Here is a 17,155-nt window from a genome sequence, read left to right as displayed (position 1 = left end):
TCGCTATCGAACAGTTGAACGATCCGCGCAGGCGAAGCCTGCCTACCCCTCCCCGGCGGCCTCCGTCCGATCCACGACGAATGAACCTCGTTGCGGAACGGTGTGTACGTACCCCTCGTCGCGCAGGTAGCGCACAGCGTTTCGGGCGGTGTCTCGCGCGACCCCGAAGCGTTGGACCAACGTCGCTTCCGAATGGATGCGCCGGCCCACCGGCAGCACTCCGCGCTCGATCTCAGCGATCAAGATCGCGGCAATTTGGCGATACACCGGGGTCGCCGACTCGTGATCAATCTCGCTCGCTTCCATGCTCCGAGGGTAGACAACCAGCCACATCCACAAGCGTCAGCAATCGTCTACATACGTAGGTAGACGAGGCTAGACAAGTTGGCTACCGTCGGAACACAAGAAGCCCCGGCGACCGCTTAGGACCGGCCACCGGGGCACGCCACCAGCTAGCTGGAGCTGACGACATGAGCGACTTTATCGCCCACCCCTACCTACTGCTATGGCTGCTGCTCAGCGCCCCCCTGCTGCTCCGCTTCCACAGGTCCGCACCCGGACGACACTCTGCTGCGTATCTCAGCTCTCGTGCGGCATCAGCGCCTGAGGTCAGCCTTGCACCGCGACCCATGGAAGCGCACCCGCTTCCCAGGCACGTTCAGGAACGGTCCCGTCCGCTCGTCGCCGAAGACGTTGCCTTCATCCGCCCCTACCTCGTCGCACACGAAGGACACGAGCGGGCACAGCAACGGGAGCGTAGAACAGCCGCGGTCCTCGCAACGATCGGCATCGATTACGACGCCCGGATCGCGTCCGCCACATGACCGCCGCCCGTTGCTGTCGTTGCGGTAGGCGGACCGTCGCTCCGATCCCTGTGCGCCACGTTGCGGCCCCAAGCGGTCCAGGCTGGACGGAATACGCCTGTCCCGACTGTGCGACCCACCTCACCCCCGGCCCGCTTTCTACGGACGTCATCAGGACCCCCGGGCGCCCTTAGAAATCACTGGACCGCCGGCCCCCACAACCCTGCGCACGTTGCGGGGCCGGCGGTTGGGTCAATCGCTCTCGTCCGCCTGCGAGTCGAGGCCGAGGTACCGCAGCAGGTCGTACCGCGTCACGCGGTACTGCCGTCCGAGGCGCAGCACTCGCACCGGGTAGTCGCCACGCTTCGCCATGTCGTAGGCGGTTGTGCGCCCAAGCCATAGCGCGCGGTTGGCGACCTCCAGCGGGAAGCTCACCGGGAGTGCCTCTAGTTCCTTGTGGGTCATGCCCTGTACGTCTGCCGCCATCGTTCCAACCCCCTGAGTACGTGCCGATCTGCACTCCTATCCGTGCGATACGACACCTTGGATCAAGGAATCTACCGGCATGAGCTAACACTGCGCAATGCGAACTGATAGCGTGTCGATATGCACAGTCAACGTATGGCCAGTGACACGGTTGCCGACGAGGTGCGCCGGCATCGCATGCGCCTTGGCCTCAACCGCGAGCAGCTCGCCGAGGAGTGCGCCCGATTGGGTGCCTCAGAGCTGACCTACGCCGCGATCACGAACATTGAGACGGGACGCAGGAAAGACGGGAAGCGCCGGCGCGAGGTGACCGTCGACGAGCTGCTCGTGCTCGGCATCGCCCTCGCCGTACCGCCGTTGCTCCTCATGCTTCCGCTGGGCACCGAGCAAACCGTGCCGACCGTGCCCGCGGCCGACGCGCGCGATCCCTACACAGTGTGGAAGTGGGTCACCGGCGAGGAGACACCGACGCTCGCCGGCCCGATCGACGGACGCCACCACGCCGACCCCCGACCGATCGGTGAGGGCGGCCCCAAATGGGCTGCGGCATGGGGCTCCGCCGCCTACACGGCCAGTCTCTACCCCGAGTTCGAGCGCCGCCGGCACGCAGCCCTCAAGGCCCACCGGCGTATCGAGAACGCCAACGCCGGCCCCTCGGTGGACAAGGAGCGCGCGGCCGAGACGCAGCGGGACTACCTCGAACGCCTCGATGACCTCGCGCACGTCATCAACGACATGACCCGCGCAGGGCTCACCGTCCCTACTTTGCGGCCCGACTGGGTCGCCGACATGCGGGGACTGGACATGCTCACCAACCCGGACGCGGTATCTACAGAAAGAGACCCAGCGTGAACGGCAGCATTTCTAAGCGGTGTTTCTGCCGACACCCCGAGACGCAGAAGTCCCTCGGCGGCGCCTGCCCGAAGCTCTCCCAGAAGCGCCACGGCGTCTACGCCATCAGGCAGGAACTGCCGGTTGGAGAGGACGAACGCCGCCGCCTGTTCCGTCGCGCCGGATACGCCACCAAGACGGACGCGCAGGCCGACCTCGACAAGGTGCGCACCCTGCTCGGCATCGCCGACAAGGACGACCCGGACGGGCGGACCCGTCTCGGCGACCTGCTCGAATCGGTCGCATCGAGCAAGGAAGACATCCCGGACTACGACGAGACGAAGCGCAAGTTCAACACCGGCCAGTCGCTCACCGCGCATATGTCCGTCGCCGAATGGCTCGACCTGTGGCTCGGCGGAAAGAAGGGGCTGCGCAAGAGCGGCGCCGACCGGTACGAGGTCGATATCCGCTGCCACCTCCGGCCCCGCATTGGAAACATCCGTCTGGACCGCCTCACCGTTCCGCACCTCGACGCAATGTTCGAGGGCATCGCCGAGGCGAACGTCGAGATCATCGACGACAACCTGATGCGGCGCACGGCGCTGGACGAGTTGAAGGCCATCCCGTGGAAGGGGGAGGAGAACCGACGTCGCCGGAAGGCGATGAAGGAGACCATCGAGGCGATGCCGTCATTCCGACGTGTCACCGGTCCCTCAACGCAGCAGCACGTCCGCTCGACGCTGCGTGCGGCGCTGAACAACGCCATCGCTAAGGGGCTCATCACCTTCAACGCGGCGTCGTACGTGGAGCTTGCAGCCGCGAAGCGGCCCAAGGCCCTCGTGTGGACCGACGAGCGGGTTGCGGAATGGCTCAGGACGGGCGAGAAGCCTTCCCCGGTCATGGTGTGGACGCCGGAACAGGCCGGGTACTTCCTCGACTTCACCGCCGACGATCGGCTGTACGGGCTGTTCCACGTGATCACCTTCCGCGGACTGCGGCGAGGCGAGGCGTGCGGCGTCCGACGCATCGACCGCAACCGCCAACAGCACTCGCTCACCGTCGCGACGCAACTCGTGCAGGACGGTTGGGACGTCGTCGAGAGCGCGCCGAAGACGGACAGCGGCGAGCGGACGATCACCCTCGACGAGTACACCGACGAGGTACTCGACGCTCATGAGGCCGCCCAGGATGCCGAGCGCATCAAGTGGGGTGAGGCATGGCAGGACACGGGCCGGCTCTTCACGCAGGAAGACGGGTCCTGGCTGCACCCGGCTTGGCTGTCCGAGTACTTCGAGCGCCTCGTCGAGCTGAGCGGCCTGCCGCCCATCAGGCTGCACGATCTGCGGCACGTCGCGGCCTCGCTCATGCTGGCCGCCGAGGTCGACGTCAAGATCGTGTCCGAGACCCTCGGCCACAGTGACAGCCGCATCACCCGGGACATCTATCAGTCGGTGATGCCCAAGGCCGCCGCCAAGGCTGCCGAGGCAACGGCAACCATGGTGCCCCGCGGTGCCGCGCGCCAGCCCGTTAAGGCGCCCGACCCGGTCCCCCCGATGCCGCCCGCCGAGGCTTCCATCGGGCCGGATGGGCACGCAATGGGCACGCAGGCCGAGGCGGAGATCATCGCGTTCCCGCCCCCAAGGACCAGAGAAACGCAAAAGGCCCAGGTCACGGACTCGGGACCTGGGCCTTCTTGGGGCCGCCTTCGGGATTCGAACCCGAGACCTACGCATTACGAGTGCGTTGCTCTGGCCAACTGAGCTAAGGCGGCATGCTGCGCTCGGCCAGTGTGGCGGGAGCAGCGGCGCCAAGTCTACAGGGTTGTTGGGGGTGCTCCGTGCAGGGGTGGATCGGGAGGAAATGCAGGTCAGCGGGTCAGTCGCACTTTTTGTTCTTGGGCGGGGTGGTGCCCTCCAGAAGGTAGAGGTTCACGGAGGTGTCGATGCAGTCGGAGCCTCGGCCGTAGGCGGTGTGGCCGTCGCCGTTGTAGGTGAGGAGGTGGCCCGAGGAGAGCTGGGAGGCGAGGGAGACGGCCCAGGAGTACGGGGTGGCGGGGTCGCGGATGGTGCCGACGACGAGGATCGGGGCCGCGCCCTTGGCTTCGATGCGCTGGGGTTTTCCGGTGGCCGGGACCGTCCAGTAACCGCAGATCAGGCTGGCCCAGGCGAGGCCCGTGCCGAAGTGCGGGGAGGTGGAGCGGAAGGACGGGAGGGCGCGCGCGACGTCGGCCGGGGAGGAGAGCGCCGGGGGCAGGTCGAGGCAGTTGACGGCGGCGTTGGCGTACATGAGGTTCGAGTACTTGCCGCTGCTGTCGCGCTCGTAGTACTCGTCGGAGAGCTTCAGGAGGCCGGCGCCGTCGCCCTGCTGGGCCTTGGTCAGGGCGGCGCGCAGCGTCGGCCACGAGCCCTCGTCGTACATGGCGGAGATCACACCGGTGGTGCCGAGCGCCTCGGTGAGGGGGCGGGCCTGGTCGGTGGGGAGGGGTTTGGCGTCGAGGCCGCGGAAGAGGTCGTCGAGGCGGTGGCCGGCGTCGTCGGCGCTCTTGGTACCGAGGGGGCAGTCGGTGTGCGTGACGCAGTCCTTCGCGAACGCGGTGAAGGCGGTCTCGAAGCCGCCGGCCTGGGTGCGGCTGCTGTCGAGGGCGGAGACGGAGGGGTCCATCGCGCCGTCGAGGACGAGCCGGCCGACGCGCTGCGGGAAGAGCCCGGCGTAGGTGGCGCCGAGGAAGGTGCCGTAGGACTTGCCGACGTAGGTGAGCTTGTCGTCGCCGAGCAGGGCCCGCAGGACGTCCATGTCACGGGCCGACTCGACCGTGGAGACATGTGCGAGGAGCTTGGCGGAGCGCTTCGCGCAGCCGGCCGCGAAGCCGGTGTCGGCGGTGACGAGCTTGCCGGTCTCGGCCGCGTCGTCCGGGGTCGAGTCGACGGCCGTGAAGGCGTCCATCTGCGCGTCGGTGAGGCACTCGACGGGCTCGCTGCGGGCGACGCCGCGCGGGTCGATGGCGGCCATGTCGTAGCGGGAGGTGACCGGCGCGGGGTAACCGAGCGCCGCGTACTGCAGATAGTCGATGGCGGAGCCGCCGGGACCGCCGGGATTGACCAGGAGCGAGCCGAGACGTGAGCCGGGACCCGCGGCCTTCTTGCGGGCGACGGCGAGCTTGAGATCGTCGGCCGCGACCGGGTGCGCGTAGTCCAGCGGCGCCTTCATCGTCGCGCACTCAAAACCGGGGACACCGCAGGAGTGCCAGTTCAGCTTCTGCCCGTAGTACGGCGCCAGGTCGGCGGCGGTGCCCGACGGGAGCGGGCCGAGCGAGCTGGCGGTGGTGGAGGCGGCGGCGCTGTGGCCCTTGCCCCCGCTGCTGCATCCGGAGAGGAGCAGGCCCGCCACCACGAGGGCGATGGCAGGGATACGGAGCGGGCTTTTGGAGTACATCGGCGGCTCGGGTCCTCCCGTCGGGTGAGGGGGAGCGTATCCGTCCCGGCGGGGTGGGAGTCGTCTTCGCCGCCCACTTATGGGCTATTTGTCGGCTGTTTGTGGGCCGATCGAGTGCCCGGACCGGGTGCCTGGTCATCCCTGAAACGGGTGCCAAGTCATCCGTGATCAGGTGCTTGGTCATCCGTGACCGGGTGGCTGGTCATCCGCTCATCCGCGACCGGGTGGCTGGTCGTCCGCCCTGGTGTGCCGCCCGTCGCTACAGGTGTTTCGGGCCGTCGACCTTCTCCGTGAGGTAGCCGGCGACGCGGGCGAAGAGTTCACGTCGGCCGCTCACTCCGTCGATGACGCGTACCTCGTCGGCTCGCGGGCGCAGCGCGGTGCGGAATTTGAGGGCCGACTCGCGGGCGGCGCGCTCGCGGGCGCCGGCGGCGAGGAGGAGCGCGGGGCGCCGGCCCGCCGGGGAGGGGGACGGGACGGCGACGCCCTCGTACGCACCGGAGATCCCGGCGACCGCGCGGTAGCGGTCGGGGTGCGCGAACGCCTCGCGGACGGCGCACGCCGCGCGGGCACCGACGCCCAGGATCGCGCGGGCCGAACGGGCGGTCAGGGCGCGGTAGTGGCGGGTGACGGCATCGAGATCGGGACCGGCCGTGCCGCAGCCACGCGCGATCACCAGCAGGAACGGATCGGCCAGACCGCGCTTGACCTGGGCGGCGAAGCCCGCGTAGAGCTCCTGGTCGTCGGCCGGGAGCTGGACGACCACCACGGGAAAGGACACCTTCGCGGAGCGCGGGTACGCGTACTGCGCCGGCGTCCAGACGCGCGTGCCGTCGGCGAGCTCCTGCAGGACACCGCCCGCCGGACGGGAGATCGTACGGGGCGCCGCGGATGCGGCGGCGGGCGGCGCGGCCGCGCGGGCGGGCGCCCGGGGAGGCGCGGGCACATGGAGGTCCGCCGGTGTGGGGGCGGCCACCGTCACCCTGTCCCCGCCGCTTCGCTGCGACAGCAGCGGTACGGCGACGGCGACCACCGCCAGCACGGCCACGCCCGCGGCGGCGGCGCGCAGCGCCGTACCGGTACGGTCCTGCGCCAGCTCGTAGACGCGGCCGGACCGTTCCGACCACCAGTAGCGCAGCGCGGAACGCACGAGCGCCACGGCGGCGGCGGTGGCGAAGAACAGGAGAGTGAACAGGACGGCATCAGCCACGGTACGGACCACCTCGGGACGACTGCGGCCTCCGGGTGGGCTCCGGCGGCACTCTCTGCAGCCTGCAACGCGGCGCGCCGGGTGGGCGGTCGGCGTTACGGGCCCCGGCCCTTGATCACCCAAAGGCACCAAGGGGAGAGCGGCACGACACGTGCGACAGCGGCCGGGAGAGTCGCAAAGAGGGCGGGCTCCCCCTCAGCCCGCCCGCAGCGACAGCGTCATCGCCTCCACCGCCAGCAGCGGCGCGACGTTCCGCTCCAGCGCCTGCCGGCAGGCCAGGATCGACTCGATACGGCGCAGCGAGTTCTCCGGGCGGGACGAGGCCGCGATGCGCTCGATCGCGTCGCGCGCCTCGACGTTCGCGATGCCGACCTTCGAGCCGACCTGCACCGCGAGCACGTCCCGGTAGAAGCCGGCCAGGTCGATGAGGGCCAGGTCGAGCGTGTCGCGCTGGGTACGGGTCGATCTGCGCTTCTGGCGGTCCGCCAGGTCCTTCATGGCGCCCGCCGTGCCGCGCGGCATCCGGCTGCCGGCTCCCGCCGACGCCCCGAGCGCGGCCCGCAGTTCCTCGGTCTCCTTGCCGTCCACGTCCACCGCGACCTGCTTGGCGTCGTCCGAGGCCGCGTCGACCAACTCCTGCGCGGCCTTCAGGCACCCGCCGACGTCGTCCACCCGGAGCGGCACCCGCAGCACGGTCGCCCGCCGCGCCCGCGCCTGCTCGTCGGTGGCGAGCCGGCGGGCCCGGCCGATGTGGCCCTGCGTCGCCCTGGCGACCGTCGCGGCCAGCTCGGGATCGATCCCGTCCCGCCGCACCAGGACGTCGGCGACCGCTTCCACGGACGGCGTCCGCAGACTCAGCAGCCGGCACCGGGAGCGGATGGTCGGCAGCGCGTCCTCGACCGAGGGAGCGCACAGCAGCCAGACGGTCCGGGGCGCGGGCTCCTCGACCGCCTTCAGGAGCACGTTCCCCGCACCTTCGGTGAGGCGGTCGGCGTCCTCCAGGACGATCACCTGCCACCGGCCGCCCGCCGGCGACATGGCCGCCCGCCGCACCAGGTCACGGGTGTCCTTCACGCCGATCGACAGCAGATCCGTCCGGACGATCTCGACATCCGCGTGCGTCCCGATCAGCGTCGTGTGACAGCCGTCGCAGAACCCGCAGCCCGGCACCCCACCCAGCGCCCGGTCCGGGCTCGTGCACTGCAGCGCCGCCGCGAAGGCGCGGGCCGCGGTGGAACGGCCGGAGCCGGGAGGGCCGGTGAACAGCCAGGCGTGGGTCATCTTGGACGCGGTCGGCAGTGCTGCGCCCTTCGCGCCCGCCGAGACGGCCGTCACCAGGGCGTCGGCATCCCGCGCGGCCGCGGACAGCTGCGCCGTCACCGCGTCCTGGCCGACCAGGTCGTCCCACACCGCCATTACGAGTCCTCTGCGGTTGCCGTTCGATTGCCATCAGGATGACCGCCGGCACAGGCGATGCCGTCCATCCACCAGGGCTGCTTCTCCTGAGGACACCATTGTCGGGCATCGCACTGACAAGTCGCGCTGACAAGTCGAACCGGCAAGCCGCACCGGCGACGAATCGCCTCACATCGTGAGCCGGCGCACCCCGCCCGCCACAGCGCGCTGCTCCGGCGCGTCCGCCCCCGTCCAGCAGGATCCGCGCCGGGCCAGCAGCCGGCGCAGCCAGACCTCCGTCGCGACGATCTCGCCGAGCCCGTCCAGCGGGAGCGCCTCGCCGTCTGCGGCGGCCCGCAGGGCCTGGCGGACGACGCGGGCCTCGACGAGCCCCGCGTCGGCGAGCAGCGGGGTGTCGAACAGGTCGATGAGGTCGTCGACCGACGATCGCAGCCCGGTGCGGAACGCGGCGGCGGTCGAGACATGGGAGTTGGCGCCCCAGCCCGGCGGCAGCTCCCGGATCCCGGAGCCGGCCAGGACGGCCCGCAGCACCGAGACCCGGGCCCCGGGCTGCACCCGCAGCGCCTCGGGCAGGGCCCGGCAGGCGCGGACGACCTGGTTGTCGAGGAAGGGGGCGTGCAGCCGCTGGCTGCGCACCTCGACGGCCTGCTCGAAGACGCGGTGGTCGGCGGCGTGCCGGGCCAGCGCGGCTCGCGCGCGCCGGTCGCCGGGGCGTTCCACCGGTCCCGGCCGGGCCGCCGCCTCCTGGAGGCGAACCGATACTTCGGCGAGGGCCTCGCCCGTCAGCCAGCGTGCGGCCGGGCCCGGCCGCACCCAGGCCAGTGCGGCGAGGGAGGCGTTGAGTGCGGCGCCCGGCCCGGTGTCGCCGGAGCCCGAGCCGGGACCGAAGCCGTTGCCGGAACCCGCGGACGAGCCGGAGCCGTACCCGAAGTCGCGCCGCAACAGCCGGGCCGCGGCGTCCTGCACACCCTGCTGGTAGGACGTACGGGCCAGCCGCCGGGCGGCGCGGTAGACGGTGAAGGGGACGAGGACGGAGCGGCCGGTCGGGCCGTCCGCCGTGGCGAGCGCGGCCACCGGACGCAGCAGGTGCCGGCGGTGCCGGTCCAGGAGCAGGTCGGCGAGGCGTGCCGGGTGGGCGTCGAGGACCTGGCGGGCGCCGTGCCCCACGAGGTGGTCGGCGCCGCCCGCGGCGAGCCGGCGGCGGTGGCGTTCCGCGGTGATGAGGGACGGTCCGGGCTCGTCGGTGAGCGGGCCCGCGGCGAGTTCGGCGTACGGCAGCGCCTCGACGCCGCCGGGCACCACCACATGGTGCAGCCGGGGGTCGGCGGCCATGGCCCTGGCCCGTTCGAGTTCGGCGTCGCGGGACTGCACTCCGCCGCCCGCCAGATCGTTGAAGGTGACGGCCAGCAGCCGCTGCCCGGCCGAGGAACCGTGTCCGAGCGGGGTGCCGGGCATACCGGGCAGTCCGGCGGCGAGCAGCGCGAGGGTGGCGGAGGCGCTGCCTCCGGACAGGTCCGCGCCGATGCCGGGGGACGGGGACTCGCCGGGCTCGGGGATGAAGCGCGGCTGGGCGAGCCGGGCCCGTACGGCGTCGACGAGGGCGTCGCGGACCCCGGTGATCGCCGCTTCGGTGTCGGAGGCGGACGTCTGGTTGCCGACGGCGAGCGACGCGGTCGCCTCGTAGCCGCTGATCTCGGGGACGCCGTCGCGCAGGATGAGGGCGTGGCCCGGCGGCACCCGCCGCACGCCGATGTACGGCGTCCCGTCGCCGAGGGCCTCGGGCGAGTCCGGGCAGGCGAGGGTGGCGGCGAGGTGGGTGACGTCCAGCCCCGCCTCGGTGAGGTCCGCGAGCGGGAGGGCGGCCGTCGCGAAGGCCGTACCGCCCGCCCAACGCGTGTGGAAGACCGGGCGGGCGCCGGCGAGATCGCCCAGGATCGTGATGCGGCGGCCGAGTTGGAGGACGGCGGTGTAGCTGCCGGGCCATGCGGTGAGGTGGCGCAGGGCGCCGCCGCGGGCGGCGAAGAGGCCGACGCGCAGCTCGGCGTCGCTCGCGTGGCAGCGTCCGAGGATGGCGACCCGGGCGATGGCGGGGTGACTGCTGCCGTAGCCGCTGCCGTGACCGCCGCCGTAGGTACTGCCGTTGCTGTCGCCGTAGCCGTTGGTGCCGCGGTAGCCGTTGCTGCCGCCGCGGCTGCCGCCGTAGCCGTTGTTTCCGTAGGCCGCGCCGGAACCGGATCCCGAGCCGGATCCCGAACCGGAATACGTGCTGCCGCGAGGGAAGGAAGCGCCGGCGGGGTCGGCGTGGATCACGCGGACTTCGTCCGGCCGCCAGTCACCGACCGCCCACAGCGGATCCGGGTCGCCCCACAGGAGTTGGGCGCCAACCGGGAGGACCGTACGGGCCGCAGTACCCGGGAGTGACCCCGCGGCGGCACTGCTCCACCCCACCAACCACCGCATCGCCGCCTCCACAGGCTGTGGACCACTGGCTGTGCGGCATGCGAAATGCCGCTCCGCCTGAGGAACATGCTGCCATGGCACGGCGCACAAGGAGGCGCATGGGCGCAGGGAGGAGCGCCGGGTCGTCCGCGCGAAGCCAAACGTCGGTTTCACGCCAAAGTGGCTGGCACATGCCGGAGTTGATATGCCGGTTGCCGGATGCGTGGTCGAGCGGGCTCATATAGCGAACATAAGCCGCATAAAAGCAACAGTCCGGGAGGCGTCCGCACGCCTCCCGGACCGGTCCGCCGCCCGCGGGGATTGTGGCGGCGGAGCCCCCTGGCCCGCCGTCTCTTGCCATTGCCGCTTGTCGAGGCCACGGGCCGACCCACCAGTCCATGGAAGCGCTCCTGATCAGGGCCGCACAGAGCGCACGGGCGGGCGCACAGCCACATATACCGGGAGCACGGGCACTTTTTGGGGGCTGCAATCTCGCCATCCGGGACAGCCCTCTTAACGGTCGGGATGCGGCGAACTACGCTGGGTGTACCCGAGTAGCGAACGCCCCGGCATCTCGGGGCCCGGTTTGTCCGCGACATTGGCCGAATCGGGCTCCACAGACATCACAGCCTCTACAAGAGGGGCTGGGGCGGCCGTTCTTTGTGTCGAGGGGGTGGCAGGGCGTGGTCCACGTGCGCGGCCCTCGTGTGTCCGGACGGACCGCCCCGTCCGGCACTTCCGGCGCGTCCGACCTTCCCGGCTTACCCGATGCCCCAGGCTCATCCGGCCCGACCCGAGCGACCCGCCCGCCCGGCCCGACCGGCTTGCCGGGAACGGCCGTCGCGCCCGGTGCGCCCGGTACGGCCGGTGCGTCCGACGAGGAGTGGCCATGCTGTGCTCTCCCGGGAGGCAGCTTCCGCCGCCCCCCGCTCCGGTTCCCGCCGACCCCCCAGGCAATGACCAGGCCGTCCGGCCTGCCCCCAGCGGCATCGCGAGGTGAACCGCAGTGAACAAGGAACATCGCGGGCCGAACGAAAAGCTCGGCACCCTTCTCGCCCTGGCCGCCATCAGCAACGCGGGCCTCGCCCGCCGGGTCAACGACCTGGGCGCGCAACGGGGCCTGACCCTTCGCTACGACAAGACCTCGGTGGCCCGCTGGGTCAGCAAGGGCATGGTGCCGCAGGGTGCCGCACCTCACCTCATCGCCGCGGCGATAGGCAGCAAGCTCGGCCGCCCTGTCCCGCTGCACGAGATCGGGCTCGCGGACGCCGACCCGGCGCCCGAGGTCGGGCTCGCCTTCCCGCGTGACGTCGGCGAGGCGGTGAAGTCCGCCACCGACCTGTGGCGTCTCGACCTGGCGGGCCGCCGCGGCCCCGGCGGAGCCGGCATCTGGCAGAGCCTGGCGGGCTCCTTCGCGGTCAGCGCGTACGTGACACCCGCCTCGCGCTGGCTGATCACCCCGGCCGACGCCCTGGTGGCACGCGACGCCCCCGCTCCCGGCACCGCCCACGTCGGGCACTCGGACGTGGCGAAGCTGCGCGAGGCCGCGGACGACGCCCGCCGCTGGGACTCGAAGTACGGCGGCGGCGACTGGCGCTCCGGCATGGTCCCCGAATGCCTGCGGGTCGAGGCGGCGCCGCTGCTGCTCGGCTCGTACAGCGACGAGGTCGGCCGCTCGCTCTTCGGCGCCACCGCGGAACTCACCCGGCTCGCCGGGTGGATGGCCTTCGACACCGGCCAGCAGGAGGCCGCGCAGCGCTACTACATCCAGGCCCTGCGGCTGGCCCGCGCGGCGGCCGACGTCCCCCTGGGCGGCTACGTCCTGGCGTCGATGTCCCTGCAGGCCACGTACCGGAACTTCGCCGACGAGGGCGTCGATCTCGCCCAGGCCGCCCTGGAACGCAACCGGGGCCTGGCCACCGCCCGCACGATGAGCTTCTTCCAGCTCGTCGAGGCCCGGGCGCATGCCAAGGCCGGCGAAGCCGCCGCGTGCGCCACGTCCCTGGCGGCGGCCGAATCCTGGCTGGAGCGCTCCCGGGACGGCGACGCCGATCCGGCCTGGCTCGGCTTCTACTCCTACGACCGGCTCGCCGCCGACGCCGCCGAGTGCTACCGCGACCTGCGGGTACCCCGCCAGGTGCAGCGCTTCACCGAGCAGGCGCTGGCCCGGCCCACGGAGGAGTACGTCCGCTCGCACGGGCTGCGCCTCGTCGTGTCCGCCGTCGCCGAGCTCGAGTCCGGGAACCTGGACGCCGCCTGCGCCGCGGGGACCAAGGCCGTCGAGGTCGCCGGCCGCATCTCGTCGGCGCGCACCACGGAGTACGTCCGTGACCTGCTGCACCGGCTGGAGCCGTACGGCAACGAGCCGCGCGTCGCCGAGCTGAGGGAACGCGCACGGCCGCTGCTGGCGGCGCCCGCGTAGTGCCCGCCCCGGCCGGTCGGGTCGTGGCCGCAGAACCGGTGGTGGGCCGCGTGTGCGGTCCACGGAGTGCGTCCACGGGCCACACACCTTGTCCCACAAGGGTTTGCGACGATTGTCAGTGGGCCAGTTCATGATGGGGATGTCCTCAGGACGAGGACCTCATGGCGGGGGCTTCATGAAGGGGACTCATGATGGGGGCCCATGATGGGGCGACTGGCCGTCCGGCCAGGAGCTCGGGAGCCGGGGAGGTGGCATGGGACCGTACGCCGATGAGGTGAAGGATGTCGTCGTCATCGGGGCGGGCATCGTCGGCCTCTCCACGGCCTACGCGCTCACCCGGGCCGCGCCGGGCACGCGGGTGACGGTCCTGGAGAAGGAGCCGGGCCCCGCCCGGCACCAGACCGGCCGCAACAGCGGGGTGATCCACAGCGGGATCTATTACCCCCCGGGCTCGCTCAAGGCGCGCTACGCACTGCAGGGCTCCGCCGAGATGGCGAAGTTCTGCGCCGAGCACGACATCGCGCACGAGATCACCGGCAAGCTCATCGTCGCGACGGAGCGGGACGAGCTGCCGCGGCTGCATGCCCTGGTCCAGCGCGGCCGGGAGCACGGCATCTCGGTGCGGGAGCTGGGGCCCGCCCAGATCCAGGAGTACGAACCGAATGCGGCCGGCCTGGCCGCCATCCATGTCGGCTCCACCGGCATCTGCGACTTCGGCGCGGTGGCCGCGACGATGGCCCGGCTCGCCACCGACGCGGGCGCCAGGATCCAGTACGGCGCCGAGGTCCGCTCGATCACCCGCACCCGGGGCTCCGGGCCCGACGGCGCCGGGATCGTCGTCGAGTCCACCACCGGCGAGATCCGCACCAAGACCCTCGTGAACTGCGCGGGCCTGCACTGCGACCGGGTGGCCCGCCTCGCGGGCGACGAGCCAGGGATGCGCATCGTCCCCTTCCGCGGCGAGTACTACGAGCTGAAGCCGTCCCGTACCGGTCTCGTCCGCGGCCTGGTCTACCCGGTCCCCGACCCGGCCTTCCCCTTCCTCGGCGTCCACCTCACCCGCGATGTGCACGGCGGCGTCCACCTCGGCCCGAACGCGGTCCCGGCGATGGCCCGCGAGGGCTACCGCCGCCGTACGTTCCGCGCCCGGGACCTGGCGGAGGTCGCCGGCTACCCCGGCACGTGGCGGATCGCCCGCCGGCACTGGCGGTACGAGATCGGCGAGATCCACCGCTCGCTGTCCAAGCGCGCCTTCACCGCCGCCGCGCAGCGTCTGCTGCCCGCGCTCCGGCCGTCCGACCTGATACCGGCGCCGTCCGGCGTCCGCGCCCAGGCGGTGCTCCGTGACGGCACCCTGGTCGACGACTTCCTCTTCGGCGGCTCCGGCCCCTTCGTCCACGTCCTCAACGCGCCCTCACCGGCGGCGACGGCATCCCTCCCGATCGGCCGCGAAGTGGCCCGCCGGGCGCTGTCGGCACTGGCCACCCTGCAGGCGGCGTAACCGGGGCGCCACCGGCTGCGCAACGGGCGCCGCGGACCGGGCCGGGCCGGGGGCTTACGCCCGCCCCTACCGCGGACCGGGCCGGGGCGCTTCCGGCCGCCCGTAGAATTAGCCCCATCGTGTCTAGTTCACCCCCGCCCCCCAGCACCCCCGTGGCCGAGTCCCTGGTGCCTGCCGCCTGCGCCGAGCCCGCCGTCCTGGCGGTGCCGGACGCGGTCGTCGAGCCCGCGGCCCGCGCCGCCGGCCGTCCGTCCGGACGTTCCGCCGGCCGCCCCGCCGCGCGGCCCGCGAAGTTCCCCGACGGTCCGGCCCCGGACCCGGCGGGCTCCCGCGAGGAACACCGGATCCGGACGTTCCACGCCCGCCGCGGCCGGGTGACCGACGCGCAGGCCGGCGCGCTGGAGCGGCACTGGGCGGAGTGGGGCGTGGAGCTGGACGGCTCCCCCCTCGACCTGGCCAAGCTCTTCGGCGACCCGAGCCTGCCGATCGTCCTGGAGATCGGTTTCGGGATGGGTGACGCCACCGCGCGGATGGCCGCCGACGACCCGGCCACCGGCATTCTCGCCGTCGACGTGCACACCCCCGGCCAGGGCAATCTGCTCAATCTGGCCGACCAGTACGGCCTGACGAACGTCCGGGTCGCCAACGGCGACGCGATCGTGCTGCTCCGCGACATGCTCCCGCCCGAGTCCCTCTCGGGCCTGCGGATCTACTTCCCGGACCCGTGGCCCAAGGCCAAGCACCACAAGCGCCGGATGATCCAGCCCGCGTTCCTGGCCCTGGTCGCGCCGCTGCTGCGCCCCGGCGCGACCCTGCACTGCGCGACCGACTGGGAACCGTATGCGGAACAGATGCTGGAGGTGCTTTCCGGCAGCCGGGACTTCACCAACCAGTACGGCGACGGCTACGCCCCGCGCCCCGATTTCCGCCCCATGACCAAGTTCGAGCGGCAGGGACTGGCCAAGGACCACGTCGTCCATGACCTGCTCTTCACTCGCAGCTAAGCCCGGCCGAGAGCTAAGCGGAATCCGGAACGGTCGGATCGGACCGCACGCGAAGACGTAATGGGAAGGGCATCGCGCACACCCTCGTTCCCCCCGTACTGTCGACTGGTGTCCTCGTACTCGCATTCGCCCGACTCCTCGAACCACCCGGTCCCCGAGTACCCAGACCACGCTCAGCAGGCGCCCGCGTTCACCACCGTTCCCACCGCTCCGGAGCAGTGGCACTACAAACCGCGCCGTGCCTTCTGGGAGAGCAAGGCGGTCCGTGCGGGAGCCCTCTTCACCCTGCTCGCGCTGTGCGGCGTGATCATCCTGGCGCTGGTGCGGCAGCAGATAGGCACGGAGGGGTTCTTCGTCGGCCTCGCCCTGTCGATCCTGCCCGTGCCGGTGCTGATCTGGGCGTTCATCTGGCTCGACCGGGTCGAGCCGAGTCCGTGGAAGAACCTGGTCTTCGCCTTCGCGTGGGGCGCGTGCGCCGCGACGCTGGTGGCGATACTGGCGAACGAGTACGCCACCGAGCTCCTCGCGACGACCTTCACCGCGAGCCCGTCCCAGACCGACACCTGGGGCGCGACCTTCGTCGCCCCGCTCGTCGAGGAGACCGCGAAGGGCGCCGCGATCCTGCTGCTGTTCCTCTTCCGGCGCCGGCACTTCGAGAGCATCGTCGACGGCATCGTGGTCGCCGGCCTCACCGCCACCGGCTTCGCCTTCACCGAGAACATCCTGTACCTGGGCTCGGCCTTCGGTGAGGACCAGGCCTACGGCTCCTCCGGCCTGCAGTCCTCCACAGCGGCGACCTTCTTCGTCCGCGTCGTGATGACGCCCTTCGCCCACCCGCTCTTCACGGCGATGACCGGCACCGGCTTCGCCATCGCCGCCATGACCCGGCCCGGCCGCCCCTGGCGCTGGCTCGCCCCGATCGGCGGCTGGCTGCTCGCGATGGTCCTGCACGGCGTCTGGAACAGCTCGGCCTCGCTCGCCCCGCTCGGCTTCCTGGCGATGTACGGCGCGATCATGATCCCGGTCTTCGCGCTCGTCGTGTGGCTGGCCATCTGGTCGCGGTCGAAGGAGCTGGGGACCATCCGCACCCAGCTCCCCGTCTACGCGATGGCCGGCTGGCTGACCCCACCGGAACCGGTCGCCCTCGCCTCGATGAAGGCCCGCAGCGTGGCCCGTGCGGCCGCGCGCCGCGCGCACGGCGACGCGGCGGCCCGTACCGTCCGCGAGTACATCGCCTTCGCGACCCACCTCGCCTTTCTCCGCGCCTCCGCCGCCCGCGGCACCGCGGGACCGCACTTCGTGGCCCGCGAACAGGAACTCCTCCACCACCTCTGGCAGCGCAAGGACGTCGCGCAGCCCGCCCTCACCCACGCCGCCTGGGCGACCCGCCCCGCGGTGCCGCCGGCGTGGGGGCAATGGCAGCAGCAACAGCCGTACGGGCCGTATCCGCAGCGCCAGTACGGCCAGCACTACGGGCTGCAGAACCCCGGGCCCCAGCAGCTCGGGCCGCCGTACTACGGCCGGCAACCACCCCCGTACGGCAGCCAGAACATCTGACCCGCACGACGATCCCCGCACCCGGGCCCGTACCTGACCCGCGTCCGGCCGGTG

The 17,155-nt window shown here is 71.9% G+C and carries 11 protein-coding genes, 1 tRNA gene and 1 pseudogene; 6 read left to right on the top strand and 7 right to left on the bottom strand.

The window, feature by feature from the left end; genetic code table 11:
• Positions 1 to 42 precede the first annotated feature (42 nt).
• Positions 43 to 306 (bottom strand): GntR family transcriptional regulator, encoded by a 264-nt coding sequence (locus tag AC07DC_RS09950; protein WP_478913587.1) that lies wholly within the window; start codon positions 304 to 306, stop codon positions 43 to 45.
• A gap of 749 nt (positions 307 to 1,055) precedes the next feature.
• Positions 1,056 to 1,289 (bottom strand): helix-turn-helix domain-containing protein, encoded by a 234-nt coding sequence (locus AC07DC_RS09945; protein ID WP_478913585.1) that lies wholly within the window; start codon positions 1,287 to 1,289, stop codon positions 1,056 to 1,058.
• A 135-nt stretch (positions 1,290 to 1,424) separates the two neighbouring features.
• On the opposite strand from AC07DC_RS09945, the gene AC07DC_RS09940 reads away from it, so the two are divergent.
• Both AC07DC_RS09940 and AC07DC_RS09935 read left to right on the top strand, forming a co-directional pair.
• Positions 1,425 to 2,141 (top strand): hypothetical protein, encoded by a 717-nt coding sequence (locus AC07DC_RS09940; RefSeq protein WP_478913583.1) that lies wholly within the window; start codon positions 1,425 to 1,427, stop codon positions 2,139 to 2,141.
• A 359-nt stretch (positions 2,142 to 2,500) separates the two neighbouring features.
• Positions 2,501 to 3,514 (top strand): annotated as a pseudogene (locus AC07DC_RS09935) (tyrosine-type recombinase/integrase); the annotation flags it as partial.
• Positions 3,515 to 3,814: 300 nt separating this feature from the next.
• Here the strand turns inward: AC07DC_RS09935 and AC07DC_RS09930 are convergent.
• The 5 genes from AC07DC_RS09930 to AC07DC_RS09910 form a co-directional block, all read right to left on the bottom strand.
• Positions 3,815 to 3,891: transfer RNA gene (locus AC07DC_RS09930), tRNA-Thr, on the bottom strand.
• 104 nt (positions 3,892 to 3,995) lie between these two features.
• Complete coding sequence (locus AC07DC_RS09925) at positions 3,996 to 5,552, bottom strand: alpha/beta hydrolase (RefSeq protein ID WP_478913582.1); 1,557 nt, start codon at positions 5,550 to 5,552, stop codon at positions 3,996 to 3,998.
• A gap of 259 nt (positions 5,553 to 5,811) precedes the next feature.
• Positions 5,812 to 6,762 carry a hypothetical protein gene (locus AC07DC_RS09920; RefSeq protein WP_478913580.1) on the bottom strand — a complete coding sequence of 317 codons (951 nt, stop codon included), beginning with the start codon at positions 6,760 to 6,762 and terminating at the stop codon, positions 5,812 to 5,814.
• Between the two features lie 195 nt (positions 6,763 to 6,957).
• The gene (locus tag AC07DC_RS09915; RefSeq protein WP_478913578.1) at positions 6,958 to 8,178 is read right to left on the bottom strand and encodes a DNA polymerase III subunit delta'; all 1,221 of its coding nucleotides are present in this window, start codon (positions 8,176 to 8,178) and stop codon (positions 6,958 to 6,960) included.
• Positions 8,179 to 8,346: 168 nt separating this feature from the next.
• The gene (locus AC07DC_RS09910; protein ID WP_478913576.1) at positions 8,347 to 10,638 is read right to left on the bottom strand and encodes an asparagine synthase-related protein; all 2,292 of its coding nucleotides are present in this window, start codon (positions 10,636 to 10,638) and stop codon (positions 8,347 to 8,349) included.
• Positions 10,639 to 11,623: 985 nt separating this feature from the next.
• On the opposite strand from AC07DC_RS09910, the gene AC07DC_RS09905 reads away from it, so the two are divergent.
• From AC07DC_RS09905 to AC07DC_RS09890, 4 genes are all read left to right on the top strand, one after another.
• Positions 11,624 to 13,039, top strand: a complete 1,416-nt coding sequence (locus AC07DC_RS09905) for an MFS transporter (protein WP_478913574.1) — start codon at positions 11,624 to 11,626, stop codon at positions 13,037 to 13,039.
• Between the two features lie 253 nt (positions 13,040 to 13,292).
• Positions 13,293 to 14,540, top strand: a complete 1,248-nt coding sequence (lhgO, locus tag AC07DC_RS09900) for an L-2-hydroxyglutarate oxidase (RefSeq protein ID WP_478913572.1) — start codon at positions 13,293 to 13,295, stop codon at positions 14,538 to 14,540.
• A gap of 119 nt (positions 14,541 to 14,659) precedes the next feature.
• Positions 14,660 to 15,544 (top strand): tRNA (guanosine(46)-N7)-methyltransferase TrmB, encoded by an 885-nt coding sequence (gene trmB, locus AC07DC_RS09895; protein WP_478913570.1) that lies wholly within the window; start codon positions 14,660 to 14,662, stop codon positions 15,542 to 15,544.
• Between the two features lie 108 nt (positions 15,545 to 15,652).
• On the top strand, positions 15,653 to 17,101 hold the full coding sequence (locus tag AC07DC_RS09890) for a PrsW family intramembrane metalloprotease (RefSeq protein ID WP_478913568.1): 1,449 nt from the start codon (positions 15,653 to 15,655) through the stop codon (positions 17,099 to 17,101).
• Positions 17,102 to 17,155 lie beyond the last annotated feature (54 nt).

The sequence above is a fragment of the Streptomyces sp. NPDC045021 genome (assembly GCF_056432645.1).
Note: the sequence above shows the minus strand (reverse complement) of the source record. Positions and strands in the feature narration are given on the sequence as shown.

Coding starts and splice junctions, on each gene's coding strand:
- AC07DC_RS09910 (WP_478913576.1), bottom strand. CDS start 10,638: ATGCGGTGGTTGGTGGGGTGGAGCAGTGCCGCCGCGGGGTCACTCCCG.
- AC07DC_RS09915 (WP_478913578.1), bottom strand. CDS start 8,178: ATGGCGGTGTGGGACGACCTGGTCGGCCAGGACGCGGTGACGGCGCAG.
- AC07DC_RS09940 (WP_478913583.1), top strand. CDS start 1,425: ATGGCCAGTGACACGGTTGCCGACGAGGTGCGCCGGCATCGCATGCGC.
- AC07DC_RS09950 (WP_478913587.1), bottom strand. CDS start 306: ATGGAAGCGAGCGAGATTGATCACGAGTCGGCGACCCCGGTGTATCGC.
- AC07DC_RS09945 (WP_478913585.1), bottom strand. CDS start 1,289: ATGGCGGCAGACGTACAGGGCATGACCCACAAGGAACTAGAGGCACTC.
- AC07DC_RS09925 (WP_478913582.1), bottom strand. CDS start 5,552: ATGTACTCCAAAAGCCCGCTCCGTATCCCTGCCATCGCCCTCGTGGTG.
- lhgO (WP_478913572.1), top strand. CDS start 13,293: ATGGGACCGTACGCCGATGAGGTGAAGGATGTCGTCGTCATCGGGGCG.